Below are 26,027 nucleotides of genomic sequence, written 5' to 3' on the forward strand. Positions count from 1 at the left end.
ATGGATCTGGTCACGATCATCCAAATCGCAGACAGCGCGCTGCGCCTTGCCACGCCGCTTTTGTTCGCCTGCCTTGCGGGTCTCTTTTCTGAACGTGCGGGCATTTTCGACATCGGGCTCGAGGGCAAAATCCTCGCCTCGGCCTTCATGTCCGCCGCGGTGGCGGCCGTCACCGGGTCCGTCTGGCTGGGGCTTTTGTGCGGTGTCTTTGCCTCGATGTGTTTTTCGGCCGTGCACGGTGTGGCCTCGATCACTTTCCGGGGCAACCAGCTGATTTCCGGTGTGGCGCTGAACTTTCTGGCGGCGGGCATCACCGTTCTGGCCGCACAGGCCTGGTTCAAACAGGGTGGACGCACCCCGCCCCTGACCGGAGAGGGCCGCTTTATGCCCATCGACCTGCCCTTCGCACTGGGCCGGGCCGATGCCGAAGCTGCCGGTGTGCCGCTGCGCGTGCTTATTGAACAAGCGGGACCCGTTCAGCAGATTTATTCCGAGCTGATCTCGGGCCATACGATCCTTGTCTATGTGGCCCTTCTGATGGTGCCCCTGTCGTGGTTCGTGCTGTTTCGCACCCGTTTTGGCCTGCGCCTGCGCGCGGTGGGGGAAAATCCGGCCGCCGTGGACACGGCAGGCATTTCGGTGGTGCGGCTGCGCTATGCTTCGATGGCCATCGCGGGCGGGCTTTGCGGCTTGTCGGGCGTCTATCTGGCAACCGGCTTGGGCGCGGGCTTCATCAAGGATATGTCCGCAGGCCGCGGCTATATCGCGCTGGCCGCCCTGATCTTTGCCAAGTGGAAACCGGTGCCCGCTTTGGGGGCGACGATCCTGTTTGGCCTTCTGGAAGCGATCGCCAACCGCTATCAAAACATCGACCTTGGTGGCATCGTGATCCCGGTCCAGTTCATGCAGGCCCTGCCCTATATCCTGACCGTCGTCATTCTGGCGGGCTTCGTGGGCAGTGCGGTCGCGCCGAAAGCCGGGGGGCAGCCCTATGTCAAAGAACGCTGAGACCCTTGCAGCTTTGATCCGCGAACGCGCGGGGTCTGGCCCGGTAGAGGTCGGCTTGGTGCTGGGATCGGGACTGGGCCATCTGGCAGACAAGGTCGATGGCGTCGCGATCCCCTATGAGCAGCTTGACGGCTTTCCCCATGCCGGTGTGTCAGGCCACAACGCCAACCTTGTGATCGGCACGCTTGGCACCACCCGCGTGGCGGTGTTTGGCGGGCGCGAGCATTATTACGAGGCCGGACGCGCCGATGCGATGCGCCTGCCGCTTGAGGTCCTGAAGGCGCTTGGCGCGGACCGGTTGATCTTGACAAATGCGGCGGGGTCCATGCGACAGGACATCCCGCCGGGCGAACTGATGCAGATCACCGATCATATCAACTTCTCGGGTCTGAACCCGCTGATCGGCGAAAAAACCGATGCCCGTTTCGTGCCCATGGGTGGGGCCTATGACGCCGACATGGCTGAGGCCTTTCAACAGATTGCTGCCCGCGAAGGGATCACCCTTAAGCCGGGCATCTATGCCTGGTATTCCGGCCCCTCTTTCGAGACCCCGGCTGAAATTCGCGCGATCCGCACGCTGGGCGCGGACGCGGTTGGCATGTCCACGGTGCCCGAAGTGATTCTCGCCCGTTTTCTTGGACTGCGCGTTGCGGGGTTCTCGACCGTCACGAACATGGCCCAGGGCCTGTCAGACGAGGCGATTAGCCATGAACACACCAAGGCCATGGCGCCACTTGGAGCCGAAAAGCTGGAAAAACTGGTTCTTGGCTACTTAACGCGTGACTAAGCCCCGGAAATTGAGGCATTAATGGGTTAACTTCCAAGACGACCCAAAATCCAGAGACCTCACCACCATGCAGATATACCTGCCGATTGCCGAAGTGTCCGTGAACGCGTTCCTTCTGCTTGGGCTTGGGGGCATTGTTGGCATCCTGTCCGGCATGTTCGGCGTGGGGGGCGGGTTCCTGATGACTCCGCTTCTGTTCTTTATTGGCATCCCCCCTGCCGTCGCCGTCGCCACCGAGGCCAACCAGATCGTCGCCAGCTCGTTCTCGGGCGTACTCGCGCATCTGAAGCGAAAGACGGTGGACCTGCGCATGGGGGTCGTTTTGCTGATCGGCGGGTTAATCGGCGCCGCACTCGGCGTGCAGCTCTTCAATGCTCTGAAAGCCATTGGCCAGGTCGATCTGCTGGTCAAGCTTTGCTACGTGCTGTTTCTTGGCATCATCGGGTCGCTCATGTTCGTTGAAAGCCTGCGTGCGATGATGAAGTCGCGTGGTGGCAAATCCGTGCCCACACGGCGCAAACACACATGGGTGCACAACCTACCCTTCAAGATGAAATTCCGCACATCCGGGCTTTATATCTCGGTCATCCCACCGATCCTTGTGGGCGTGCTGGTCGGCATTCTGGCCGCGATCATGGGCGTGGGCGGCGGGTTCATCATGGTGCCTGCGATGATTTACCTGTTGGGCATGCCCACGAAAGTGGTCGTCGGCACATCGCTGTTCCAGATCATTTTCGTGACCGCGTTCACAACGCTCCTGCACGCCACGACGAACTATACGGTCGATATGGGGCTGGCGGTTCTTTTGCTGGTGGGCGGCGTGATCGGGGCACAGATTGGCGCCCGGATCGGTGTGAAGCTGAAAGCCGAACAGCTGCGTGTCTTGCTTGCGGTTATGGTGCTGGCGGTCTGTGGCAAGCTGGGTCTGGATCTGCTGATCATGCCCGCTGAGCTTTACGAAATTGGCGCGGCAGGGGGCCACTGATGTTGCGCCTTATCACCCTGATCACCGCATTCCTTCTGTCCCTTACGCCGCTGCGCGCTGAGGAGGTCGTGGCCGGCCTGAGCCAGAACCGCGTGTCCATCACGGCGACCTTTGTCGGCTCTGAAATCCTGATTTTCGGCGCGGTGAAACGCGACACACCGCCCCCCACGGACGAACCGCTGGAGGTTGTGGTCGTTGTGGAAGGCCCTGCCTCACCGGTCACGGTGCGAAAGAAAGACAAGCGCTTCGGGATTTGGGTGAACACAGACGCGATGGAGCTTTCCGCGGCCCCCAGTTTCTATGCTGTGGCCAGTTCGGCGTCGCTGGCCGAAAGCATTTCGGTTCTGGATGACCTGCGCCACCTGATTTCGGTTGAACGCTCCATTCAGATTTCAGACAGCCCGTTTAACATCGACGACCCACGTGACTTTACCGATGCCTTGGTGCGCATTCGCGAAAAGGCCGGGCTGTACAAGCTGCTTGAGAACACGGTGAACCTGCAACGTGACACCTTGTTTGACACGCGCATCGCGCTGCCAGCCAACCTGACCGAGGGGGAGTACCGCACACGTATCCTGCTGACCCGCGGGGGCTATGTGTCGTCTCAATACGAAACCGTCATCAACGTGCAGAAGGTCGGGTTGGAACGCTGGGTGTTCAACCTGGCCCACGAACAGCCGCTTATCTACGGCCTGCTTTCATTGGTGATTGCCATCGCCGCAGGCTGGGGCGCATCGGCTGTTTTCCGCATCATTCTGCGCAGCTGAAGACCAGCGCCTCCCGCGCCCTTACGACCTAAGGTCGACGTGCTTGGGGGTTGCCTCGCTTCGCTCGGTAGATTTGAAGCCTTCGGCGAAGGTATTTGGAACAAGAAAATAACAGCCGGGCATATCTGCATTTACTTGTCTAGAGCGTGTCCAGTGACTGCTGTGATCCAACAATCGCTGGAAACGCTTTCAGTGAGCCACCTCTGCCCCAATCGCGCGTCAGCCGCGCCCGATATAGGGCATTTTGGTCGCCATGACGGTCATGAATTGCACATTCGCTTCGGGTGGCAAGGTGGCCATGTGCAGCACTGAACGCGCCACATCGGCGACATCCATTGTCGGCGGCGGCAAGTCCCCCTTCGCCACGGCATCATCCACGATCCCCTGCAAAAGCTCCGTACGTGCGTTGCCAATATCTATTTGTCCGCAGGCGATGTCATAGGGCCGTCCGTCAAGGCTCAGTTGCCGCGTCAAGCCAGTGATACCGTGCTTCGTGACCGTGTATGTCACAGCCCCTTCACGCGGAACATGTGCGCTGATCGAGCCGTTGTTGATGATCCGCCCCCCTTGAGGCGCTTGTCGCCGCATTCGGGAAAACGCCGCGCGGGCACATAGGAACATCCCCGTCAGGTTTACCGACACCGCGCGGGTCCAATCCTCTACGGCGACTTCGTCAATTGGCGCCGCCGGGGTGAAAACACCTGCATTGTTAAAAAGCACATCCAACCGGCCAGCCTTTGCGACGAAACTATCAAACGCGGCGTCCACCGCATCCGGGTCCGAGACATCTGCCGACAGAAGCACGGTATTGCGCATCTCTGCAGCTGCCGCCTCTAACATGTCAGTGCGGCGTGCCAGCAGCCCGACCGTCCACCCATGAGAAGAAAACAGCTCTGCCGTCGCACGGCCAATGCCGGCACTGGCCCCGGTGATCAAAATGCTAGGCATCAGTTCCCTCCTGAGCTTCAAGGGTCAGCGTGGTGGGTTTCGATGACAAATCCGCCGTCGTCAAACCCGTCTCGGGCCGCGCCATGGCGTAGCGTGTGACCCAGTGCAGCCGCGTTTCTGCCCGTGTGATCGCCACATAGGCCAGACGTTTCCAAAGCGGCAGCCCAGCCTCGCTGCGCCCAGCCCAGGCAGCGGCGGACAAATCGGGGGCAAAGACCTGAACTTCGGGCCACTGAGACCCTTGCGCTTTGTGGATCGTCACCGCAGCCCCATGCAGAAAAGCCGCGCCCATGCGGGCGGCAAAGGGAATAAAGGGCTCCTCTTCATCAGGCTTTTCGATTTTCACAATTGATGCCGCAGAGACCTGCGGGTCTTCGGCGCCAAGCACATGAAGGCGCGAAAATCCGGGCCGTTTTCCCGGTCCCAGATAGACACATTGCGCGCCTTTGATCAGCCCGCGCGCCTCCAGATCGATGCGTTTTTTGCGATGTTTCAGGGGCAGCTCAATCCCGTCGCAGATCAGCGGCTCACCCGGCAGAAGCTCTATTTCCGGGGCGCCGTGCACCGACCGGAAGGCCTGAATCAACCGCACGCGCGTCTTGTTGCGCCACACCAGAACCGGCGAGCGCGCCATCAGGTCCGCATTCACCCGAGGTGCGACCACCACACGATCATCGCGCGCGGCGGCATCCTGAACCATTCGTTCAAACCCATCAAAATCAAGGCTGTCATCGGCCAAAGCATGCGCCAGATCGAGGATTGGGTTGTCATCCGCCTGACGGTGTACACGGTGCAAGATCAGTTTTCGGCGTTCATTGATCCCCTCGAAAACCATCTTGCCGGACTGGCCCACCGGCGCAAGCTGGGCGGGGTCGCCAAACAGCACAAGCGTTGGAAAGATCTCGCGCAGGTCATTGTACTGCTTTTCGTCCAGCATCGAGCTTTCATCCACAAACCCGATATCCAGTGGATCATCGCGTCGTTTCCAGCCGGTGATGAAATCTGATCCGCGCAAGCCCGCTGCGGCCAACGCGCCGGGAATGGATTTCTGCGCCTGGTAAAAGCTATAGGCCCGATCGAGCGCTTCATCCGTCAGCCCCTCTATCTCAGGGCGCTCTCCATTGCCCGCCAGCCACTCTGCAATCTTTTCATATTCAGGGTCATAGACGGGGGTATAGAGGATGCGGTGAATGGTGGTCGCGGGCACCCCGCGATTGCGCAAAACCGACGCCGCCTTGTTGGTTGGGGCAAGAATGGCAAGAGTGCGACGATCCTTGCGCCGTTTGCCCTCCCAATCGCCAGACACAATGTCGACGCCCGCAGCCTCCAAGGCGCGGTAAAGCTCTGCCAACAAAAGAGTTTTTCCTGAACCGGCTTTGCCGATCACAGCCATCACTTGGCTTTTGCCATCCGCCACGGGGGTCAGCAGTGCATCGTCCAGATTGACGCCCGACAGGCGCAACATTTCGGCCACGCGGTCATGGGCTTCGGCTTGATCGTCGGAATATGTCAACGGGGTGTGGTCGCTCATGTCGCGACCCTACCCCGCAGAGGTATCAGGCACCAGTCATCTTGCGTCTATCCGCGGGCGTTTTACCCGTCACGCAGTCTCGGCATATTTGGTCGAAGGGGTCACGCGGTTGCCAGATGTCAGCGAATAGCGCAGCCAGCCTTTCGAAGTTTCGCGGCTGACACCGACCCGTTTCAATGTCGGCTCAAAGGCGCTTTTGTCCATAGACCAAAGCCCGACACCGATCCGTTCGCGCCCTTCACCAGCGGTGCCGATCACGTCAGGCTCAAGGCCCATCAGGCGATAAATCCGCTCCATCCGCGGATCGAACACCCCAACGAAATGTTCCAGCTTGAACGCATCCATCACCTCGCCCGCGCCCAGCGCCAAGGCGGCCGAGGCCCGACGGTCCGCACCCGGCGACAGACAGAACCGCGTGCATTCCCAGATCAGCGGGCTTTCAATATGCACACCATCCGTCAGGTGACTGAAGTGATCATTGACCATCGTCGCGCCAACCGTGGGTAGAAGTCGCATCGATCCGCCATGGCGGCCATCTGCCTGCTCCCAGATCACGTATAGCGGGTTTATATCGTCGTATTCGTCGCGCTCGTGCCCCTGGTCGTTCACAGTGACATCCCAGTTCAACCGGCGCGAAAATTGCTCTGCCCGGTCCCGGAACATCGTGTCGCTTAGCAGGGGAAAGTTCTTTAGATCATTGCCGTATAGATAACGCAGCATTCGGGTTGCTCCTTTGTCCGATAGATAGGTCAAAGAATGTGCGCGTTAAGGTTAATGCAAGGCAAACACATCGCCCGGTTGCATAACCTCAGACGATGATGATCCCAGACGACAATGCCCGCGCGACCGCATGGGTTGTATTCATTGCGCCCAATTTGTGCCGGGCACTTTCGATATAGACCCGCAGAGTGTGCTCAGAGATCGACAGCTCTTTGGCAGCCTGCGCGCGGCTCATGCCCTTGGCCAGACAGGTCATCGCGGAAAGCTCGCGCGGCGACAGGCTGGTTTTACCGGCCTCGGATTCCCAGCCCTCGAATTCCAGAGCTTTCTTGTTCAGCTCATGCGCAAAGACCATCAGGTCACGTGTGTTCCGCTCTACGAAGCTCTCCCATGCGGCATCTTCTGCCGTATCATTCATGGTCAGCACGGCAAATTGCCCGTTGGGTCCGCGAATGGGGATCGAGTATCCCTGATTGCCCAACCCGTGATCCAACGCATCCTGAAACATCTCGCGCGCGGGTTTCGAAGACCAATCAAGCTCTTTCCAGACAACCGGTGTAAACCTTTGAAAACATCCGAAAAGCACTGGGTCAAGCCGCAGGTAATCCCGCTCAAGATATCGGTCCACCCATTCAGCGGGATAGGTCCCTGCGCCGAAACGTTCGCCGACCGAATTCACCCAGTGATAAACAGCATGTTGGACATTGTAGTGGTCACGCAGCGCTTCCAGGACATCCTGAAGGTCTTCAAGCGTGTTCGCCGCCTGCAACGTAGAGAGTAGGTCTTCCAACCGGCTTTTCATGTGTATGCGCAACTCCGTTCTGCCGACGGGAAGCGCTTGCAATCTCGGTCATCGCGATCAGTCGGGCATCATCCAACTGATCCGCTGTGACGGAAAGGCCGTTCTTTTCGGCAAACGTCTTCAGATCGGTAAGAACATCAAGAAGCCATTCGTTGCACATGTAAAGCCTCGATCATGAGTTGCAGGAAAACAACCCTAGCATGTAAGCTTTTGAATAAAATTCGCTGATTATTTCTCCCCCAAAATAGCGAGGCGCGGGAAATTATCCTTTTGTTAATGCGCCATTTCCTCACGGGCATTCTACTTTTTCGAAGAACTCACCCCCATAAACCCGGTGATTCGCTTTGAAACCCACGGCTTCGTGCTCACCGCCGGACCACCAGCCCCCCAACATCAAACACGCCCAAACGAAAACAGCCCCCCGCCTTGGGCGAGGGGCTGTCGGCAAAACGCAAGAGCGTTTCGGTTTACTTCGAACCGGCTTCCAGCGCGTCCTCAAAGGTGCGCAGACCGGTTTTCGGGGATTGAACCAGAACCGACATGTTGCCCGGCTTGTGCTCGTTCTTATACATCTTCATGTGCGCGTCCGGGATTTCGGCCCAGGGGAACACTTCCGACATATAGGGATCAATGCGACGCTCGATCATCAGCTTGTTCGCAGCCGCCGCCTGTTTCAGATGCGCAAAGTGCGAACCCTGAAGGCGTTTCTGGTGCATCCACGTGTAGCGCACGTCAAAGGTACAGTTGAAGCCGGTGGTGCCGGCGCAGATCACGACCATGCCGCCTTTTTTACAAACAAGGTTCGACACCGGGAAGGTCGCTTCACCGGGATGTTCGAACACGATGTCCACGTTGTTGCCCTTGCCGGTGATGTCCCAGATCGCCTTGCCGAAACGGCGGGCCTCTTTGAACCATGTGTCGTACTCCGGCGTGTTCACGGTGGGCAGCTGACCCCAGCAATCGAAATCTTTGCGGTTGATCACGCCTTTGGCGCCCAGCCCCATAACGAAGTCACGCTTGTCTTCGCCCGAGATCACACCGATGGCATTGGCACCAGCGGCATTGGCCAGCTGGATCGCATAGGAGCCAAGACCGCCCGAAGCACCCCAGACCAGAACGTTCTGACCGGGCTTCAGTTCATGCGGATGGTGACCGAAGAGCATCCGGTAAGCGGTGGCCAGCGTCAGCGTGTAGCAAGCGCTTTCTTCCCAGGTCAGGTGCTTGGGGCGCGGCAGCAGCTGCTGGGCCTGAACGCGGGTGAACTGAGCGAACGAGCCATCGGGGGTCTCGTAGCCCCAGATGCGCTGGCTGGGCGAATACATCGGGTCGCCGCCGTTGCATTCCTCGTCATCGCCATCATCCTGGTTACAGTGAATGACAACTTCGTCGCCCACCTTCCAGTTTTTCACCTTGTCACCCACAGCCCAAACGATGCCCGCGGCATCCGAACCTGCAACGTGATAATCCTGTTTGTGCACGTCAAACATGCTGACAGGCACACCAAGACCGGCCCAGATGCCGTTGTAGTTCACACCGGCGGCCATCACCATGACCAGCACTTCATGGCTGTCCAGCACGGGGGTGTCGACGACCTCGACCTGCATGGCCTGCTTGGGTTCACCCTGGCGGTCGCGGCGAATGGCCCAGGCGTACATTTGCGTCGGAACATGGCCCAGCGGGGGCATTTCACCGATCTCGTAGAGGTCTTTTTTCGGGGCATCATATTCGGCGATGCCGGTCTGTGTGTCCAAAGCCATGGTGGCCTCCTGTTTTGCGCGGTATCTGATTCTGTCGCCGCAGTGCAGAAATGCGGCTGCTACCGCAGCATTACGGATGCACGGGTAAGATTGCAACCACAATCGGAATGATTTTGTAATTTTATGTCGCGCCGGATTTGCGCATGGTCACCTACACAGGATCACGGCAGCACTGCCGCATCCGCCACTTCTGCCGGGGACAGGTCCGAAATATGCGTCGGCGCGATGTCTTCACTCAGATGCGCGATAGAGTTGGCATAGTAAGCCAGAATAAGACGATCAGGCTTGTTCACATGATAGATCATGCTGTCCCCGTCCCCGGTTGACCTGATCAGTTTGCGCAACGACAGCTCTCGCAGCCCCACTTCGGCGGCATAGCCCATATCACTGCGCGGGATATGTACATGGGCGCCTTGGGCCTCCATCCCCGAGACCAGCGCATCAAACCGGGCCACGATCTCGTCGCGGCTTCGACCGTCACCTTCCAGCAGAATGGCCGAGACGACCGGAACCGGCAGCACCGGCACAACATCGCGAATGCGCGCCATCAGCTCCTCGGCCAGGGGTTCCACCACTTCGTCGGCCGGGCGCGCGCCCATATAGTCGACCAGAGACACCGGATCCCCAAAGGACACGCTGGCATAGCCGAACCGGTGGAACCGCCCGGTCACCCTCTGCCACACATGTCGTCCGACATGGCGCGCGACGTATTTAAACCGCAACCCAAACCGGCGCGACCCCTTGATATCAGCCGAGACCAGCACCCGATCCTCAAGCACCCGGTCATAGTTCATCGCAACGGGGATGAAGACCACATTGCGGCTTTCGCCCGGGGTGAAATCCTGCAGGATATAGCTGAGCAAGCCCAGCTTGGGCGCGCCCACCTCGCCGTTCAGGCTCAGCCCCCCTTCAGGGAACATCGCTTGTGTCACCCCGCCATCGGTCGCCATACGCACATAGCGCGACAGCACTTTGCGATAGAGGTTGTTGCGGCTTTTGCGCCGGATGAAATAGGCCCCCATCGAGCGGATCAGCGTGCGCAGCGGCCAGACCCGCGCCCATTCGCCGACCGCATAAGACAGGTGGGAGCGTTCAGCGGCCAGCCATGTGACCAACACATAGTCCATATTCGAGCGGTGGTTCATCACGAAGACAACCGTGGCATCCGCATCAATCTCGCTCAGCCGCGCCTCGTCAAAGGCACCAAGGCGCACGCGGTAAAAGGCGCGGCTCAGAAGTTTAGCAAGCCAAATGCCGAAACCGAAATAGGCGGTGGCGGAAAAACGCGGCACGATCTCGCGCGCATAGCGCTGCGCCTTTTCGAAAGCGACCTGTTCCGGAATGCCCGCCTTGCGCGCGTGGTCTGCAATGGCTTTCGCCACTTCGGGGTCATAAGACAGGCGTTGCACCATATCATAGCGGCGCGCCAGCTTGAACGGTTCAATCGGGCGCTCGAGACGCTCGTTCAGCTGCGCCACCGCGCGTTCCAGACGTTTGCGGAAAAACCAGCGCACTGATGGGAACAGAAAATGTGATGCAAAGGTCACCGTGGCAAAGGCCAGGATCAAAACAAGCAACCAAAGCGGTAATTCCACACTACGCGTCATTATAAACCTGTCTCACCATTTTGCGAAAAGGTAAAGCACCAGACGCCCGCACGGGCGAAGCGAAGGCCGCCCCCCAACCGGCCTCAAGGCCCATCCAAAGCCCGGAGGGCCGTAGCGGCCGGGCGGGAGCGCCACACTGCGTAACTTTCTACTCTTCACATTATCACTTGCGTAATTTTCTTGCGTCACTAAAAATGCTGCAGCGCAACATAAGGTGAGTCCCTGCCATGTCCTCGAATACCATCCGCCCCTGGCTTTTCCGCACCTATGCCGGTCACTCGACCGCCAAAGCCTCGAACGAGCTTTATCGCACCAACCTGGCCAAGGGTCAGACCGGCCTGTCGGTGGCCTTCGACCTGCCCACGCAGACGGGCTATGACAGTGACCACAAACTGTCGCGCGGCGAAGTGGGCAAGGTGGGCGTGCCGCTTTCACATCTGGGCGACATGCGCGCGCTGTTTGACAACATCCCGCTGGAACAGATGAACACCTCGATGACGATCAACGCCACAGCGCCGTGGCTTCTGTCGCTCTATATCGCCGCCGCCGAGGAACAGGGCGCCGATATCTCGAAGCTGCAAGGCACCGTTCAGAACGACATCATCAAGGAATACCTGTCGCGCGGCACTTATGTATGCCCGCCCAAGCCCAGCCTGCGCATGATCACCGATGTAGCCGCCTATACGCGCGAGCACCTGCCCAAATGGAACCCGATGAACGTCTGCTCCTATCACTTGCAGGAAGCGGGCGCGACGCCGGAGGAAGAGCTGGCTTTTGCATTGGCCACCGCCATCGCGGTTCTGGACGACCTGAAAGAAAAAGTCCCGGCCGAGGCTTTCCCCGCCATGGTCGGCCGCATCTCGTTCTTTGTGAACGCCGGCATCCGCTTCGTGACCGAGATGTGCAAGATGCGCGCCTTTGTCGAACTGTGGGACGAAATCACCCGTGAACGCTACGGCGTCGAAGACCCGAAATTCCGCCGTTTCCGTTACGGCGTTCAAGTGAACTCGCTTGGTCTGACCGAGCAGCAACCGGAAAACAATGTCTACCGCATCCTGATCGAGATGCTGGCGGTGACCCTGTCGAAAAACGCCCGCGCCCGCGCGGTGCAATTGCCCGCATGGAACGAGGCGCTTGGCCTGCCGCGTCCGTGGGACCAGCAATGGTCGCTGCGCATGCAACAGATTCTGGCCTATGAAACAGACCTGTTGGAGTTTGATGACCTCTTTGACAACAACCCCGCCGTGGATCGCAAAGTGGGCGAGTTGAAGGACGGTGCGCGCGCCGAGCTGGCCCAGATCGACGCCATGGGCGGCGCTGTGGCTGCCATCGAATACATGAAGTCGCGTCTGGTGGAATCCAACGCCGCCCGCATCGGCAAGATCGAGGTGGGCGACACCACGGTTGTTGGCGTGAACAAGTGGCTTGAGACCACCGAAAGCCCGCTGACCGCTGGTGACGGCGCCATCATGGTTGCCGACAAAGAGGCCGAGGCCGATCAGATCGCGCGTTTGGAACAATGGCGCGCGGACCGTGACGACAAGGCCGTTCAGGACGCCCTGAACGCCCTGCGCGCCGCCGCCAAATCGGGCGAGAACATCATGCCTTCGTCGATTGCTGCGGCCAAAGCAGGTGTTACCACCGGCGAATGGGGCGAAGTGATGCGCCAGACTTTTGGCCAATACCGCGCACCCACCGGCGTGTCGAAGAACCCCTCGAACCGCACCGAAGGGCTGGATGACATCCGCGCGCGCGTGGACGCTGTATCAGATGCTTTGGGCCGCCGCCTGACCTTCCTGGTCGGCAAGCCGGGTCTGGACGGGCATTCGAACGGCGCCGAGCAGATTGCTGCGCGTGCCCGCGATTGTGGCATGGACATCACCTATGAAGGCATCCGCCTGACCCCCGAGGAACTGGTGGCGTCAGCCATCGAGACGAAAGCCCACGTCGTTGGCCTGTCGATCCTGTCAGGCAGCCACATCCCGCTTTTGGAAGAGCTGATCGAGCGCATGAAAGACGCAGGTCTTGGCGACGTGCCGGTCGTGGCCGGCGGCATCATCCCGGACGAGGATGCAGACCGCCTGCGCGCCATGGGTGTCGCCAAGGTTTACACGCCGAAAGATTTCGAGCTGAACACGATCATGGAAGACATCGTGACGCTGGTGGCCCCTGCCTCGGTCGCGGCAGAGTAACGCGTTTCGACTTGTTGTTGAGGCGCGACAATAAGCCGAAACGCGCGAAACTTATTGCTGTCGTGGGCGTTTCGAAATCAACTCGTGTCTCAAGTTGATCTCGAAACGCTTTCATCAAACACAAAGAAAAGCCGCGCCCAATTGACAAGGGCGCGGCCTCTTTTAAGCATGTATCAGTGATCGAGGCTTTCCAGCTTTTTCACCAGATCTTCATAGCGATAGCTCGGCGCGATCTTGCCCATACTGCCTTCGCGAAAGTTTTTGTCCTGCGGCAGGCAGCCAAGTCCGCACACCTGGCTGGCCACCATATCCGAACTGTCGATAAACCACAGCCGACCGCCGGGCGTGGCCACCCAACCGTCAATACCCTCGGCCTCGTCGGCCTCCATATCATCCCCTGACGGGGTTTCCGCCGCATAGTCGCCATGATGGGCGCCGTGGGTGTGATAGGATGCGATCACATATTCCAACTCATCTGGATACGCCGGTCTGCAGCCATCCTCGGACCCGCGCAAGGGCGGTGTGGCGATCAGTTTCTCGTCGCGGCTCAGGCCGATATAGCCGCAGTATTCCCGATCATCGCGGATCGACACCGGGTTCAGAGCGGTGAAAAGCCCCTTTACCAAAGCCAGTTCGACGTCTGCCTCGGATTGCGTTTGCTCTTGCGCAAAGGCAAATCCTGGCGCGATACATAGAGCGAGAAGAAATTGGCGCATATTGGCTCCTGAACAAGTTGCGCGCCCAACCTAGAGGATCAAAAGATGACCGTCCATATTGGTGCCGAGCCCGGCCAAATCGCAGAAACCGTCTTGATGCCCGGCGACCCCTACCGCGCCCGCTGGGCGGCTGAAACCTTTTTGGAGGGCGCAGAGCTGGTCAACGAGGTGCGCGGCATGTTGGGCTTCACCGGCACCTATAAAGGCAACCGCGTTACCATTCAGGGATCGGGCATGGGCATGCCGTCCATTTCGATCTACGCGAATGAGTTGATCCGCGACTACGGCGCGAAAACACTGATCCGCATCGGGTCGTGTGGCGGCATGCAGCCCCATGTAAAACTCCGTGACGTGGTGATCGCAATGACCTGCACCACCGTGGGCACCCCGTCCAACACCATTTTCCGCGAGCTGAATTTCTCGCCCTGTGCCGACTACGGCCTGCTGGCCGCGGCTGTGAAAGCTGCCGAGGGGCGCGATGTGGGCGTGCATGTGGGGGGCATTTATAGCTCGGACACGTTTTACGATGAACGCCCCGATCTGAACAAGGAAATGACCCGTCACGGCATTCTGGGCGTCGAAATGGAAGCCGCCGAGCTTTACATGCTGGCCAACCGTTATGGCGTGCGGGCTTTGGGGATCATGACCGTGTCGGACCATTTGCAGACCGGCGAGGCCCTGCCTTCGGACCAGCGTGAAAAGACCTTTGGCGATATGGTTGAGATTGCGCTGGACGCCGCCTTCGCCTGATCAACCCCACTGTAAACAGAGGCGCCGCAGGATGATCCCGCGGCGCCTTTTTGTCATTCTGCTGTCGGCTGTTGCTTGGCTGCAACTTTCGCTCCGCGCCGGGCAAACAGCCCCGGCCCCGGTCCATCCTCGCCATACCATTCTTCGTTGCGCGTGGCATACATGGTGGCCCCGATTGCCACGAAGGCCAGCGTGGCCCCGGCCAACAGCGCATAATCGGTGGAATAGAGGATCAGGTAGAGCACCGCGTAAAGCAGCACCAACATGCCCCCCAACACCCATGTTCGGGACCCCAGCTTCAACGCAAAGGCCCCAAACAGGGACAACAGCAGGATCAACGCGGCTGCAGACCCCAGATAGGCCAGCGAGAAGCCAACCTGTTCAGCATAAGCCAGCATGAGCAGCGTGAACACGGCCTGCGACAGGCCGATCAGCAGGTATTGCACCGGATGAACCGGCTTTTTGCTTTGCATATCCATCAACAAGACCGTCAGGAAGGTCAGCGACACAAAAAGGATGCCATAACGCGCCGCGCGCCAGGCTTTTTGATAGAAATCATTGGGTTGATAGAAGCTGACGCCGAAAGACGCGTCCCGTCGCGCGGTCGGTTCGTGATCTTGCCGCGAGATTTGCGGCAGGCTGCGCGCCAGATGCGGGATCGACCAGTTGGCCGTGAAACCCGTGTCCGAGATATCGGACCCATCGGGCAGGAAAGCCCCGCCGAAACTTGGGTCGGGCCAGTCGCTGGTCATCTGAACCGTGCTGGAGCGGCCAACCGGGGACACGCGCAGCTCGGCCGCACCATTGAAGCCCAGCGTCAGGTTGAAATGGGCCTGCGCCTTACCGCCCGGCAATGCCGCTGTCAGCCCGGCCTGCCCGCTTAGGGGTTCCAGCAGAACCTCGCGGGTCTTTGGCGTGTCATAGGCGCGCTCGACCGTTTCGACAGCTTCCACCGCAGCCTCCACCGCTTCCGCTGCGGCTGTCACGCTCTCGGTTTTAGCTGCAGTCAGGTTCTGCCCGCCAAGCCCGCTCATCGGCTCCAGCGCGATCTGCTGCCCGCCGGCCAGAAGCTTCGCTTCGCCCCGAAGCGCGCGGTTCGTGCTGACCGTCAGGCGCAGGCTGGCCTCGTCCCAGACAGCGAACTCGCCCTCGCCCAGTGTCGCTTCGACCCGGTCAAAAGGGAACGAGGTCGCGATCTCGGCCTTCGCCTGATAGACGGGCACCTGAAAAATGCCACGGTGGCGCATCTGCGTTTGCGACGTGATCTGCACATCAAAAACATCCGGATAGACATAGAGCGGCGCGCGTTGCTCGATGCGCTCTTCTTCCACCAGCTTTTGCAGGTTCTTGCCGGTCTCCGCGTCGCGCATGACAAGCCCCGTGGCCTCGTCAATCACGTTGTGCAGCTCGCTGACCATCACGCGGGCCTTCACCGGGATCACCACCTGCGGCCCCGAAATCGTTTGCCGCCCGCCCCATTCCTGACCGACAGAACGGATCGTGTCTTCGGAATAGTGGCGACGAGAATTGACGATGTCTGACACCATCATAAGCGGGATGAACATGACAAGGCACAACACCCCGACAATGATGAAACGCCAACCAAGCGACTTCATGGAACTCTCCTTAAACGACTTGTGTTGCAGATTACGGTGACACGCCACATGTGCAAGGTCAGGAACGCCTAGCGCCCGTGGCTGCCGTCATATCCGCTTCTCATCGGCGGTTCCCAGCCGATCAACGCGCCCTCTTGTGGGGCAAAGACCTCGACCAGCAGCGGGTAACAGGCGGCTTCATCCGAGCTGTGTTCAGAGGAGCAATCGCCGCCGGGACAGGCGCTCAATGCGCCCAGCAGGTCAATTTCTGCGAAAAACTCAAGATAATCACCGGGGCGCACGGGGCTGGCTTTCATAAAATACTGGCCGGTGTCGCGGGTGAAGCCCGTGCACATGAAGACGTTCAACACATCATGCACATGGGGTTCGGCCTCGGCAGGCGTGCAGCCCAGGTGATCGGCCAGCGCGCGCGTCAGGTTAGAGTGGCAGCACTGGTGATACTGCCCCCCGGACAACAGGTTATGCGTATAGGGATCGCAGCGCGTGCCGATCACGTCGTGCACAGACCCGCCAAAGTCATCGAACCCATACCAGTCCAGCGTATCATGGATGATCGTGGCCATGGGACGCAGGTTTGGGTGACTTGTCCACATCCGATCTGAGGTGCTCAGATGCGTGCCATGAAGGGCGCGGGTCTTGCCCGAATAGAACCTTTCAGACAGATCGCTCGCATTCCACAGGTTCAAGTCCCCCACCTGCGGCCCCTCGACCGAGGTGATGCGAAAAAACTGTCCCGCGGGCACGCTGAACGTGGCCGCATCGCGGGCAGGCACCAACACTTCATCTACCTTTGTCGCAGCCTCACGCGCGGCACGATAGAGCGCCAAAGGCGGCTGCGGCAGGCTGTCGACCGGGTAGCAAATCACCGGCGCAATGGCGCGCCGCGCCTGTGCATCCTCGGGGGCGGTGGTTTCGGGCTGATCAAGTTTCATCGCGCATGTCCTTGTGGTCTTTCGCGCATCAAGACACGGCACACGCCCACAGGCAAGCGCGGGAATTGACAAGCGGCGAGCAGATTGCCATCTGAAACGTCAGAAAAGGATGCGCCCATGAAACTTGCCTATGTGATTGCCCCCGGCCGGGGCCAGACCAATCTGTTGCTGGCGGGCGTGGCCGAAGCGCTGGCCCAACGCGGCCTATCACTCTGTGGCACGGTCCAGCTGGACACTGAACGGGCCGAGGAACATCACTGCGACATGGATGTGCTGGTACTGCCTGATGGGCCGAAAATCCGTATCAGCCAGTTTCTGGGCGCCAATGCGCGCGGCTGCAAACTGAACCCCGAGGCGTTGGAAACAGCCGTCGGTCAGACCGAGGCGCGGCTGAAAGATGGTGCCGACCTTCTGATCGTCAACAAATTTGGTAAGCAAGAGGCCGAGGGCCGCGGTTTTCGCGAAGCCGTGGGACAAGCACTGGCAAATGACATTCCGGCCATCATCGGTCTCAGCGAAGGATCGCGCGAGGCCTTCATGGAATTTGTGGGAGAAGCCGACGAAATTGCGCCCGAACATGACGCTGTGCTGGGCTGGGCAATCGCTATGACTGCTAAAAGGTAAGGATCACTCCTCAGACAACCAGTCCACACCCTGCCTTGCAATATAGTCCCTTGATCCGGGGTCAAGGCTCTCCATATCGCGGCTCCAACTCACATTTTCGCGAACCACGCGCGCTGGAACACCCACCGCGACACTGTTTTCGGGGATATTTCCGGGCACAACAGCGCATGTCCCGACAACACTGCCACTGCCAATTCGAGAGCCCGGCAAAAGCGTCACCCTTCGGCCGATCCAGACGTGATCTCCCACATGGGTTTCAGCGCGATCTGCCTGCGTAAACGCTCCCGTTTCAAGATCGACAATTCCATGCTGGTCCGATGTTTGCAGAATGACTTCGGAAGAAAACATGCAATCGACACCACAGGAAAACTCGCTTCTCTTGGCATAGAGTATCAGGCCAGTTGCAGAGCTGCGGTCTCCGATTTTCACTGTACTGCTATCGTGGCAAACAAGTTGAAATTGCCCTCGAACTTTATCGCCAATCCAAACATCAACATTCGATTTCCCGACGCTGATACTTAGATTTCCGCGCATCGCACCTAGGCGCAGTTTGCTGGCAACGCCAGCGCGCCCTTTCATGCCCTTCAACTGTACACGCAGGCGTCCGTCGCAAATTGCGGCGTAGGCCTCACGAGAGATGGCAACTTCCAGCTGGTCAGAGAAACTCCCAATCCACTTTAGATGCTTCAAATGCGTTGCGGTATCCTGCGTGACAAGAAAGTCCCCGTTCGGCAGGGTCGGAAAAGACGCGGTTTCGATCTGCTTGGAACGCCGCTTAAACAATCCAGCCAATCGAGATTTGAACGATGGGAAACGTGACGCCATGAATTTAGCGTTTTGCTCCAGCCCGATGCGCCCCATCGGCCAGAGACTTTACGAAGCCCAGAATATCCGCCACCGGTTCGCCTGCCGCGATCTTTGACACAATCGCCGAGCCGACCACGGTGCCATCTGCCACGCTGGCAATCGCCTGGGCTTTCTCGGGCGTGTTGACACCAAAACCCACGATCACCGGAATATCGGTTGCCGCTTTGATCCGCGCCACTTCTGGCCCGACATTGCCGGCCTCGGCCTCGGCCGAGCCGGTCACGCCGGTCACCGAGACGTAATAGACAAAACCCGACGTGTTCTGCAGCACCTTGGGCAGGCGCTTGTCATCGGTGGTGGGGGTGGCAAGGCGAATGAAGTTCAGCCCGGCCTTCTGGGCTGGGATACACAGCTCGTCATCCTCTTCGGGCGGCAGATCCACCACGATCAGCCCATCCACGCCAGCCGCCTTGGCGTCCGTCAAGAACTGGTCGACGCCACGATTGTAGATGGGGTTGTAATATCCCATCAGGACGATCGGGGTCGTGTCATCGCCCTTGCGAAACTCGGCCGCCATATCCAGCGTCTTTTGCAAGGTCATGCCAGCTTCCAGCGCACGCTGACCTGCCAGCTGGATGGTCGGGCCATCCGCCATCGGATCGGTGAAAGGAATGCCCAGTTCGATGATATCAACGCCCGCGGCCGGCAGCCCTTTCATCACCTCGAGCGAGGTCGCCATATCCGGATCACCGCCCATGATATAGCTGACAAAAGCCTTTTGGCCTTTCTCCTTAAGCGCGGCAAACTTGGCGTCGATGCGAGTCATGCGTGATCCCCTTCTTGGTTCAACCCGGTTTGCCCAAGCCAGACGGGAAAATCAATGGCTCACTCGTGGTTGCTCGTCGTCATAATCATCCAGCGCACGCCGTACTTGTCGCTGAGCAACCCATATAGCGGCGTCCAGAACACTGCAGACAATGGCATACGCACGTCGCCCCCTTGCGCAAGTGCATCCCAGACACGTTGGGTTTCGGCTTCGTCCGGTAGCGCGATGCAAACATCACTACCCGCCATTTCCGGCACCTGACCAGAGCTATCATCGCAGGCAAACAACATGCCGTCCCCGATGGCTACGCTTGCGTGCATCACGGCATCATCCGGCACGCCAGGCATCTCGGCCTGAACATCATCTGGCATATCCTCAAATGGCATGATCTCGGGCTCGTTTCCAAAGATCACCCCGTAATGCGTCATAGCCTCGCGACAATTGCCGTTAAAAAACAGATAAGGAACTGGTTGCATAGCAGATCTCCTTTTTGACTGCATTCTCGACTCCACCACGCTTGCACCCAGCCTGTCAAAGCCCTAGAACGCGCGGGTGTTTCAACGACGGAGGCCGTGATGGGTTTCAAGATGGGTATCGTGGGTCTGCCGAATGTGGGCAAATCGACGCTTTTCAACGCGCTGACCAAAACGGCTGCCGCACAGGCCGCCAACTTCCCCTTCTGCACCATCGAACCCAATGTCGGCGAGGTGAACGTGCCCGATCCGCGCCTTTACAAACTGGCCGAGATCGCATCCTCGAAAGAGATAATTCCGGCGCGCATGACCTTTGTGGACATTGCCGGTCTGGTCAAGGGCGCCTCCAAGGGCGAAGGGCTAGGCAACCAGTTCCTGGCCAATATCCGCGAGGTGGACGCCATCGCCCATGTGCTTCGCTGCTTTGATGATGGCGACGTGACCCATGTCGAGGGCCGCGTGAACCCGGTGGAAGACGCCGAGGTGATCGAGACCGAACTGATGCTCGCCGACCTTGAAAGCATCGAAAAGCGCCTGCAAAATATCGTGCGCAAAGTGCGTGGCGGCGACAAAGAAGCCGTGCAGCAGGAACGCCTGATGCAAGCCGCCAAAGCCGCTCTGGAAGAAGGCCGCCCGGCCCGTACGGTCGAGGTGGACGACGAGGACCGCAAGCAGTGGAACATGCTGCAGCTTCTGACCTCGAAGAAAATCCTTTACGTCTGCAACGTGGACGAAGGCGACGCGGCCACCGGCAACGCCTATTCTGAAGCGGTCGAAAAGATGGCCGCCGAACAAGGTGCCGCCAGCGTCGTGATTTCTGCCAAGATCGAAGAAGAAATCAGCCAGCTGGACGCCGATGACATGGAGATGTTCCTGGAAGAGCTTGGCCTGAAAGAGGCTGGTCTGGATCGCTTGATCCGCGCAGGCTATGAACTTTTGCATCTGGAAACCTATTTCACCGTCGGCCCGAAAGAGGCCCGCGCCTGGACCATCAAAGAAGGCACCATGGCCCCACAGGCCGCGGGCGTCATCCACGGCGATTTCGAACGTGGCTTCATCCGCGCTGAAACCATTGCCTATGACGACTATGTTGAACTGGGCGGCGAAGGCCCCGCCAAGGACGCGGGCAAAATGCGCGCCGAAGGCAAAGGCTATACCGTCAAAGACGGCGACGTCCTGCATTTCCTGTTCAACGCGTAAACCCGCGGCGATTTCGCCGATAATCTGATTTTTGAAAGCCGGAGCCATCGGGGTCCGGCTTTTTCCGTTCAGAATGTTTGAAAACTGTACCTGCAAAAAACCCGGCGCGTTCCTGACGGGCGCTCTCGGGCATTTGCTGCGCAATTGCCCTGCCGCTCAGTGTTTGGTGGGACCGTCGTTGCATGAATTTCCTTTGAAAATTCATGCTTGGTGCGGGCGGTGGGACTCGAACCCACACGGGCACACGGCCCAACAGATTTTAAGTCTGGTATGTCTACCATTCCATCACGCCCGCAACGCCCCTTCCCTACTATCAATGCGTTCAGGGGGCAACGGGGTTCAGATGATCAAAGCGCCGTGCCTTTAGGTTTGGCCAAAAGACGCCGCTCCGGCAGCCATGGGTTCAGCTTCAGGGCGTCTTTCAAAAGGTGCTGCGCCTCTTCATCGCGGCCCAGCGCGTGCAGGGTCAGCACCGATCCCGACATGGCTGCCACGTGACGCGGATTCAGCTCCATGGCGCGGGTCAGATCAGCATAGGCGGCCTGATACGCGGCACTTAAGAAATGCGCAAAAGCGCGCTGGTTGTAGCCTTCGGCATAGGATGGGCAATAGGCGATCAGCTCGCTCAACACCGCCTTGGCCCCTTCATAATCCGCATAGCGAATACGCGCACGCCCGTCATCCAACAGCCCCTGCGCGCGTTCATCCGGGGCACGGGTCCATAACAACCACATGCCATTCACTGCCGGGCGTGCCTCGGCCTCGCTGCGCGCATTTTGCGCCAGCGACAGCAAAGCATCCTGCTCATCCGCAATGTCAGGAGAGATTGGGCACTCATCGCCGCGCGCCACACCCGCCGAAATCAGCGCGGCCACAAAGCAAGCTATGAACCAAAGACGTGACATACCCAATTCTGGGCGCGACGCACGGGCTTGGTCAAATCACAACCCCGTGCCCATCATCCTTGACCACCTGCATCGCCACATGGGTCGAGCTTTGCGCCACATTGGGAAGCGACGAGATCTTTTCGCCCAGCACCCGTCGGTAATCGTTCATATCCTGCGTGCGCACCTTCAACAGATAGTCAAAATGCGCCGCCAGCATGTAGCATTCCTCGACCTCGGGAATTTCGGCCACACCGGTATTGAACGCCGTCAGCGCGGCTTCGCGCGTGTCTGACAGCTTGACTTCGACAAAGGCCACATGGTCCCGCCCCAGTCGGATCGGATCGACCTGCGCGCGGTATCCGGTGATCACCCCATCCACCTCAAGCTTCTTCAATCGCGCCTGTGTGGGGGACTTGGACAGGCCAATGCGCCGCGCCAGATCGGTGATCGAAATGCGCCCATCCCCTGAAAGGATGTCCAGAATCGCGCGGTCAAACCGGTCCAGCTCCGCTTTCCTTTTTTCCTTCATTTTTCATCACCTTGGGTAAATATGACTGCACTATACAGACATTCAGGACGATTAACTTGCAAAATCATAGTATCATAGGGCAATCGACAACTCCAAGGGAAATTGCCTGATGACCCGTGATCTGCGCCAGCACATTGATGACCTCACCTATGCGGATGAGAACGCCCATATTGCCACCCTCGTAGAGGACGCAGCACTGAGTGACAGCGATCGCGCGCGGATCACCCAAAGCGGTGCCGCGCTGGTGCGTGCCATTCGCGCCTCTTCCGACCCCGGTCTGATGGAGGTCTTCCTGGCCGAATACGGGTTGTCCACGGACGAAGGCATCGCGCTTATGTGTCTGGCCGAAGCGCTCTTGCGCGTGCCTGATGCCGAAACCATTGATGCGCTGATCGAAGACAAGATTGCGCCCTCGGATTGGGGCAAACATCTGGGGCGCTCCTCCTCGTCGCTGGTGAATGCGTCAACCTGGGCGCTGCTTTTGACCGGCAAGGTTCTGGACGAACCCGATCGCGGCATCGCGGGCGCGCTGCGCGGCGCGGTGAAACGCCTTGGTGAACCCGTCATCCGAACCGCTGTGGCACGCGCCATGAAAGAAATGGGCAGCCAGTTCGTCTTGGGCGAAACCATCGGGGCCGCGATGAAACGCGGATCGAAGATGGAAGAAAAAGGCTTCACCTATTCCTATGACATGCTGGGCGAGGCCGCACTGACTGACAGCGACGCGCGCCGCTACCAGATGGCCTATGCCAAGGCGATTTCCGAAATCGCCAGCGCCTGCACATCGGACAATATCCGCGAAAATCCCGGCATTTCGGTGAAGCTCTCGGCCCTGTTTTCGCGCTATGAACGCGCGCAGAAAGACCGGGTGATGGCCACGCTGGTGCCCCGCGTCTCGGCGCTGGCGCAGCTGGCGAAATCAGCCGGCATGGGCTTCAACATCGACGCGGAAGAGGCTGACCGGCTGCAAATCTCGCTGGATGTGATCGAGAAAGTGCTGGAAGACCCCGCACTGGCCGGTTGGGACGGGTTCGGCGTCGTGGTGCAGGCTTACGGCCAACGTGCGGGCGCGGTGATCGACTGGCTGAATGACACCGCCACCCGGCTGGATCGCAAGATCATGGTGCGGCTGGTCAAAGGCGCCTATTGGGACAGCGAGATCAAGCGCGCGCAGGTAGAGGGGCTGGAGGGCTTCCCCGTCTTCACCCGCAAGGTCGCCACGGATGTCAGCTATATTGCCAACGCCAAGAAACTGCTGGGCCTGACCGACCGGATTTATCCGCAATTTGCCACCCATAACGCCCACACGGCGGCGGCCATTCTGGACATAGCCCAAACCGGGAACGTGGCGAAAGACGCCTTTGAATTCCAGCGCTTGCACGGCATGGGCGAACGCCTGCACCAGATCATCATGGACGAAAACGGCACCAATTGCCGGATTTACGCCCCTGTGGGCGCGCATCGCGACCTGCTGGCCTATCTGGTGCGCCGCCTTCTGGAAAACGGCGCCAACAGCTCGTTCGTGAACCAGATCGTGGATGACAGCGTGACACCGGAAGAGGTCGCCGCCTGCCCCTTCGACGCGCTGGCCGCCGAAGCGCCCCATGTGCCCACCGGGCCGGAACTGTTTGGCGCCCGTAAGAACTCGATGGGGCTGGATCTGACCTACGAGCCGCATATTGCCCAGATCGAGGCCGCGCGCGCGCCCTTCGCAGATCATGCTTTCACCGCCGAACCACTGATCGCAGGCACGCCCGACGGCGGGTCTGTGGTGGCGGTCACCAACCCCTCAAACGGCGCGCCGGTGGGCCAGATCACATGGGCCAGCACGGCTGATGTCGACACGGCATTGGCCACAGCCACCCGCTGGGACGCGTCGCCTGAAACCCGCGCCGAGGTCCTGAACCGCGCCGCCGACCTCTACGAAGAAAACCTTGGCCGCTTCTTTGCGCTCTTGTCGCGCGAGGCGGGGAAAATATGGCTGGATTGCATGGGAGAGCTGCGCGAAGCCGTTGATTTCCTGCGCTATTATGCAAGCCGCGTTGATGATCACAGCCGCGATCCTGTGGGGCTCTTCACCTGTATTTCGCCTTGGAACTTCCCGCTGGCGATCTTCACAGGACAGATCGCGGGGGCTTTGGCCACAGGCAACGGTGTCTTGGCCAAACCTGCAGAGCAGACCGGGATCATCGCCTATGAGGCCGTGAAACTGCTGCACGAAGCCGGTGTTCCGCGCGAGGTCTTGCAACTTCTGCCCGGTGACGGGGTCACGGTGGGCGCCGCACTGACATCAGACGCCCGCATCGGCGGTGTGGCCTTTACCGGATCGACCGAAACCGCACAGATCATTCGCCGGGCGATGGCGGCCAACATGGCCCCCTCGGCCCCCTTGATCGCGGAAACCGGGGGGCTGAACGCGATGATCGTCGACAGCACCGCCCTGCCCGAACAGGCGGTGCGCGATATCGTGGCGTCAAGCTTTCAGTCGGCAGGTCAACGCTGCTCGGCCCTGCGCTGCCTTTATGTGCAGGAAGACATTGCCGACAATCTGACCGAGATGTTGATTGGCGCGATGAATGACCTGAACCAGGCCAACCCTTGGGATCTCTCTGTGGATCTTGGCCCGGTGATCGACGACGAAGCTTATCAGGGCATCAAAGCCTACATTGACACCGCCCGCGAAGGCGGTCGCGTGCTGCATGAACGCATTGCACCTGACGGCGGGTTCTATGTGGCACCGACCCTGTTGCGGGTCTCGGGCATTGAAGACATGGAGCGCGAGATTTTCGGCCCTGTGCTGCATCTGGCAACCTTCAGGGCCGACGAGCTGGACGCGGTGATCGACAGCGTGAACGCCACCGGATACGGGCTGACTTTCGGGCTGCACACGCGCATTGATGACCGCGTGCAGCATGTGACAGACCGTATTCACGCCGGCAATGCTTACGTGAACCGCAACCAGATCGGCGCCATTGTTGGCTCGCAACCCTTTGGTGGGGAAGGACTTTCCGGCACTGGCCCCAAGGCTGGCGGGCCCAGCTATATGGACCGGTTCTGCGCCACCGAGCCTGCGCCCATTGCGGGTCACGCGGATGGCGAAACCCCAAGCGACACCACCCTGATCCAAGCCATCTCGGCCGCGACGGTCGAGGCGACCTTGTCATCGTCCCGCCTGCCCGGCCCGACTGGCGAGCTGAACCAGCTCTCTACCCATCCGCGCGACCCAATCCTGTGTATGGGGCCGGGGCAAGACACCGCCAAAGCGCAGAAAGCGGCCGTCGAAGCTCTGGGGGGTACAGCGGTGCTGGCGCCCGACCTGACACCCGAGAGGCTTGAGGCCATCCAAGGCATCGGAGGCGCCGTTTTCTGGGGGGACGAGGACCGCGCCCGTGCGCTGGCCATCGCCCTGTCGCAGCGCAGCGGTGCGATCTTGCCCTTGGTCACAGGCAGCTTGACCCACGAGGTGGTGACCCATGAACGTCACCTATGTGTCGACACCACAGCATCAGGCGGCAATGCCGAGCTTTTGATGCTTTCGCAAACCAAGGCAGCGGCGGAGTAAT

General features: G+C 59.6%; 23 protein-coding genes and 1 tRNA gene. 9 read left to right on the forward strand and 15 right to left on the reverse strand.

What is annotated here, in order from left to right:
- The 4 genes from ACRY08_RS06705 (at nt 1) to ACRY08_RS06720 (ending at nt 3,547) form a co-directional block, all read left to right on the forward strand.
- The gene (locus ACRY08_RS06705; protein WP_432449116.1) at nt 1-1,008 is read left to right on the forward strand and encodes an ABC transporter permease; all 1,008 of its coding nucleotides are present in this window, start codon (nt 1-3) and stop codon (nt 1,006-1,008) included.
- Nucleotides 992-1,795: a purine-nucleoside phosphorylase gene (locus tag ACRY08_RS06710; protein ID WP_432449117.1), complete on the forward strand. Its 804-nt coding sequence runs from the start codon at nt 992-994 to the stop codon at nt 1,793-1,795. The genes ACRY08_RS06705 and ACRY08_RS06710 overlap by 17 nt, the downstream gene beginning before the upstream one ends.
- A gap of 67 nt (nt 1,796-1,862) precedes the next feature.
- On the forward strand, nt 1,863-2,780 hold the full coding sequence (locus tag ACRY08_RS06715; RefSeq protein WP_432449118.1) for a sulfite exporter TauE/SafE family protein: 918 nt from the start codon (nt 1,863-1,865) through the stop codon (nt 2,778-2,780).
- Nucleotides 2,780-3,547: a TIGR02186 family protein gene (locus tag ACRY08_RS06720; RefSeq protein WP_432449120.1), complete on the forward strand. Its 768-nt coding sequence runs from the start codon at nt 2,780-2,782 to the stop codon at nt 3,545-3,547. Before ACRY08_RS06715 ends, ACRY08_RS06720 begins: the two co-directional genes overlap by 1 nt.
- Before the next feature lie 219 nt (nt 3,548-3,766).
- Here ACRY08_RS06720 and ACRY08_RS06725 read toward each other — a convergent pair whose 3' ends face one another.
- From ACRY08_RS06725 to ACRY08_RS06750, 6 genes are all read right to left on the reverse strand, one after another.
- The gene (locus tag ACRY08_RS06725; protein WP_432449121.1) at nt 3,767-4,495 is read right to left on the reverse strand and encodes an SDR family oxidoreductase; all 729 of its coding nucleotides are present in this window, start codon (nt 4,493-4,495) and stop codon (nt 3,767-3,769) included.
- Nucleotides 4,488-6,026 carry an ATP-dependent DNA helicase gene (locus ACRY08_RS06730; RefSeq protein WP_432449122.1) on the reverse strand — a complete coding sequence of 513 codons (1,539 nt, stop codon included), beginning with the start codon at nt 6,024-6,026 and terminating at the stop codon, nt 4,488-4,490. Before ACRY08_RS06730 ends, ACRY08_RS06725 begins: the two co-directional genes overlap by 8 nt.
- Before the next feature lie 69 nt (nt 6,027-6,095).
- Entirely contained in the window at nt 6,096-6,746 is a 651-nt protein-coding gene (locus ACRY08_RS06735) for an acyl-homoserine-lactone synthase (protein WP_432449123.1), read from the reverse strand.
- 88 nt (nt 6,747-6,834) lie between these two features.
- On the reverse strand, nt 6,835-7,548 hold the full coding sequence (locus tag ACRY08_RS06740) for a helix-turn-helix transcriptional regulator (RefSeq protein WP_432449124.1): 714 nt from the start codon (nt 7,546-7,548) through the stop codon (nt 6,835-6,837).
- Between the two features lie 467 nt (nt 7,549-8,015).
- Nucleotides 8,016-9,305 carry a crotonyl-CoA carboxylase/reductase gene (gene ccrA / locus ACRY08_RS06745; protein WP_432449125.1) on the reverse strand — a complete coding sequence of 430 codons (1,290 nt, stop codon included), beginning with the start codon at nt 9,303-9,305 and terminating at the stop codon, nt 8,016-8,018.
- A gap of 161 nt (nt 9,306-9,466) precedes the next feature.
- Nucleotides 9,467-10,912: a 1-acyl-sn-glycerol-3-phosphate acyltransferase gene (locus ACRY08_RS06750; RefSeq protein WP_432449126.1), complete on the reverse strand. Its 1,446-nt coding sequence runs from the start codon at nt 10,910-10,912 to the stop codon at nt 9,467-9,469.
- A gap of 227 nt (nt 10,913-11,139) precedes the next feature.
- On the opposite strand from ACRY08_RS06750, the gene ACRY08_RS06755 reads away from it, so the two are divergent.
- Nucleotides 11,140-13,104: a methylmalonyl-CoA mutase family protein gene (locus ACRY08_RS06755; protein WP_432449127.1), complete on the forward strand. Its 1,965-nt coding sequence runs from the start codon at nt 11,140-11,142 to the stop codon at nt 13,102-13,104.
- 173 nt (nt 13,105-13,277) lie between these two features.
- Here the strand turns inward: ACRY08_RS06755 and ACRY08_RS06760 are convergent, their stop codons facing one another.
- On the reverse strand, nt 13,278-13,820 hold the full coding sequence (locus ACRY08_RS06760) for a DUF4329 domain-containing protein (RefSeq protein ID WP_432449128.1): 543 nt from the start codon (nt 13,818-13,820) through the stop codon (nt 13,278-13,280).
- Nucleotides 13,821-13,865: 45 nt separating this feature from the next.
- On the opposite strand from ACRY08_RS06760, the gene deoD reads away from it, so the two are divergent.
- Complete coding sequence (gene deoD / locus ACRY08_RS06765) at nt 13,866-14,570, forward strand: purine-nucleoside phosphorylase (protein ID WP_432449129.1); 705 nt, start codon at nt 13,866-13,868, stop codon at nt 14,568-14,570.
- A gap of 53 nt (nt 14,571-14,623) precedes the next feature.
- Here the strand turns inward: deoD and creD are convergent, their stop codons facing one another.
- Together creD and ACRY08_RS06775 are read right to left on the reverse strand one after the other, a co-directional pair.
- Nucleotides 14,624-16,186 carry a cell envelope integrity protein CreD gene (gene creD / locus ACRY08_RS06770; protein ID WP_432449130.1) on the reverse strand — a complete coding sequence of 521 codons (1,563 nt, stop codon included), beginning with the start codon at nt 16,184-16,186 and terminating at the stop codon, nt 14,624-14,626.
- 68 nt (nt 16,187-16,254) lie between these two features.
- Nucleotides 16,255-17,118 (reverse strand): urea carboxylase-associated family protein, encoded by an 864-nt coding sequence (locus tag ACRY08_RS06775; RefSeq protein WP_432449131.1) that lies wholly within the window; start codon nt 17,116-17,118, stop codon nt 16,255-16,257.
- A 117-nt stretch (nt 17,119-17,235) separates the two neighbouring features.
- Here ACRY08_RS06775 and ACRY08_RS06780 point away from each other — a divergent pair, with 117 nt between their 5' ends.
- Complete coding sequence (locus tag ACRY08_RS06780) at nt 17,236-17,742, forward strand: DUF2478 domain-containing protein (protein WP_432449132.1); 507 nt, start codon at nt 17,236-17,238, stop codon at nt 17,740-17,742.
- 3 nt (nt 17,743-17,745) lie between these two features.
- Here ACRY08_RS06780 and ACRY08_RS06785 read toward each other — a convergent pair whose 3' ends face one another.
- From ACRY08_RS06785 to ACRY08_RS06795, 3 genes are read right to left on the reverse strand one after another with little or no spacing between them, the layout of a single operon-like run.
- Nucleotides 17,746-18,603 (reverse strand): acyltransferase, encoded by an 858-nt coding sequence (locus tag ACRY08_RS06785; protein ID WP_432449133.1) that lies wholly within the window; start codon nt 18,601-18,603, stop codon nt 17,746-17,748.
- Complete coding sequence (trpA, locus tag ACRY08_RS06790; protein ID WP_432449134.1) at nt 18,572-19,375, reverse strand: tryptophan synthase subunit alpha; 804 nt, start codon at nt 19,373-19,375, stop codon at nt 18,572-18,574. The genes ACRY08_RS06785 and trpA overlap by 32 nt, the downstream gene beginning before the upstream one ends.
- 59 nt (nt 19,376-19,434) lie before the next feature.
- Nucleotides 19,435-19,851 carry a VOC family protein gene (locus ACRY08_RS06795; RefSeq protein WP_432449135.1) on the reverse strand — a complete coding sequence of 139 codons (417 nt, stop codon included), beginning with the start codon at nt 19,849-19,851 and terminating at the stop codon, nt 19,435-19,437.
- Between the two features lie 99 nt (nt 19,852-19,950).
- Here ACRY08_RS06795 and ychF point away from each other — a divergent pair, with 99 nt between their 5' ends.
- The gene (gene ychF, locus ACRY08_RS06800; RefSeq protein ID WP_432449136.1) at nt 19,951-21,048 is read left to right on the forward strand and encodes a redox-regulated ATPase YchF; all 1,098 of its coding nucleotides are present in this window, start codon (nt 19,951-19,953) and stop codon (nt 21,046-21,048) included.
- Between the two features lie 208 nt (nt 21,049-21,256).
- Here ychF and ACRY08_RS06805 read toward each other — a convergent pair.
- From ACRY08_RS06805 to ACRY08_RS06815, 3 genes are all read right to left on the reverse strand, one after another.
- Nucleotides 21,257-21,343 (reverse strand) — tRNA-Leu (locus ACRY08_RS06805).
- Nucleotides 21,344-21,395: 52 nt separating this feature from the next.
- Nucleotides 21,396-21,953, reverse strand: coding sequence for a tetratricopeptide repeat protein (locus tag ACRY08_RS06810; protein ID WP_432449137.1), 558 nt, complete (start codon nt 21,951-21,953; stop codon nt 21,396-21,398).
- 31 nt (nt 21,954-21,984) lie between these two features.
- Nucleotides 21,985-22,464, reverse strand: a complete 480-nt coding sequence (locus tag ACRY08_RS06815; protein WP_432449139.1) for an Lrp/AsnC family transcriptional regulator — start codon at nt 22,462-22,464, stop codon at nt 21,985-21,987.
- A gap of 109 nt (nt 22,465-22,573) precedes the next feature.
- Between ACRY08_RS06815 and putA the strand changes: the two genes are divergently transcribed.
- Complete coding sequence (putA, locus tag ACRY08_RS06820) at nt 22,574-26,026, forward strand: bifunctional proline dehydrogenase/L-glutamate gamma-semialdehyde dehydrogenase PutA (RefSeq protein WP_432449140.1); 3,453 nt, start codon at nt 22,574-22,576, stop codon at nt 26,024-26,026.
- Nucleotide 26,027 lies beyond the last annotated feature (1 nt).

This window comes from Aliiroseovarius marinus, from assembly GCF_050881025.1.
Lineage (GTDB): Bacteria > Pseudomonadota > Alphaproteobacteria > Rhodobacterales > Rhodobacteraceae > Aliiroseovarius > Aliiroseovarius marinus_A.

Coding starts and splice junctions, on each gene's coding strand:
- ACRY08_RS06705 (WP_432449116.1), top strand. CDS start 1: ATGGATCTGGTCACGATCATCCAAATCGCAGACAGCGCGCTGCGCCTT.
- ACRY08_RS06710 (WP_432449117.1), top strand. CDS start 992: ATGTCAAAGAACGCTGAGACCCTTGCAGCTTTGATCCGCGAACGCGCG.
- ACRY08_RS06715 (WP_432449118.1), top strand. CDS start 1,863: ATGCAGATATACCTGCCGATTGCCGAAGTGTCCGTGAACGCGTTCCTT.
- ACRY08_RS06720 (WP_432449120.1), top strand. CDS start 2,780: ATGTTGCGCCTTATCACCCTGATCACCGCATTCCTTCTGTCCCTTACG.
- ACRY08_RS06725 (WP_432449121.1), bottom strand. CDS start 4,495: ATGCCTAGCATTTTGATCACCGGGGCCAGTGCCGGCATTGGCCGTGCG.
- ACRY08_RS06730 (WP_432449122.1), bottom strand. CDS start 6,026: ATGAGCGACCACACCCCGTTGACATATTCCGACGATCAAGCCGAAGCC.
- ACRY08_RS06735 (WP_432449123.1), bottom strand. CDS start 6,746: ATGCTGCGTTATCTATACGGCAATGATCTAAAGAACTTTCCCCTGCTA.
- ACRY08_RS06740 (WP_432449124.1), bottom strand. CDS start 7,548: ATGAAAAGCCGGTTGGAAGACCTACTCTCTACGTTGCAGGCGGCGAAC.
- ccrA (WP_432449125.1), bottom strand. CDS start 9,305: ATGGCTTTGGACACACAGACCGGCATCGCCGAATATGATGCCCCGAAA.
- ACRY08_RS06750 (WP_432449126.1), bottom strand. CDS start 10,912: ATGACGCGTAGTGTGGAATTACCGCTTTGGTTGCTTGTTTTGATCCTG.
- ACRY08_RS06755 (WP_432449127.1), top strand. CDS start 11,140: ATGTCCTCGAATACCATCCGCCCCTGGCTTTTCCGCACCTATGCCGGT.
- ACRY08_RS06760 (WP_432449128.1), bottom strand. CDS start 13,820: ATGCGCCAATTTCTTCTCGCTCTATGTATCGCGCCAGGATTTGCCTTT.
- deoD (WP_432449129.1), top strand. CDS start 13,866: ATGACCGTCCATATTGGTGCCGAGCCCGGCCAAATCGCAGAAACCGTC.
- creD (WP_432449130.1), bottom strand. CDS start 16,186: ATGAAGTCGCTTGGTTGGCGTTTCATCATTGTCGGGGTGTTGTGCCTT.
- ACRY08_RS06775 (WP_432449131.1), bottom strand. CDS start 17,118: ATGAAACTTGATCAGCCCGAAACCACCGCCCCCGAGGATGCACAGGCG.
- ACRY08_RS06780 (WP_432449132.1), top strand. CDS start 17,236: ATGAAACTTGCCTATGTGATTGCCCCCGGCCGGGGCCAGACCAATCTG.
- ACRY08_RS06785 (WP_432449133.1), bottom strand. CDS start 18,603: ATGGGGCGCATCGGGCTGGAGCAAAACGCTAAATTCATGGCGTCACGT.
- trpA (WP_432449134.1), bottom strand. CDS start 19,375: ATGACTCGCATCGACGCCAAGTTTGCCGCGCTTAAGGAGAAAGGCCAA.
- ACRY08_RS06795 (WP_432449135.1), bottom strand. CDS start 19,851: ATGCAACCAGTTCCTTATCTGTTTTTTAACGGCAATTGTCGCGAGGCT.
- ychF (WP_432449136.1), top strand. CDS start 19,951: ATGGGTTTCAAGATGGGTATCGTGGGTCTGCCGAATGTGGGCAAATCG.
- ACRY08_RS06810 (WP_432449137.1), bottom strand. CDS start 21,953: ATGTCACGTCTTTGGTTCATAGCTTGCTTTGTGGCCGCGCTGATTTCG.
- ACRY08_RS06815 (WP_432449139.1), bottom strand. CDS start 22,464: ATGAAGGAAAAAAGGAAAGCGGAGCTGGACCGGTTTGACCGCGCGATT.
- putA (WP_432449140.1), top strand. CDS start 22,574: ATGACCCGTGATCTGCGCCAGCACATTGATGACCTCACCTATGCGGAT.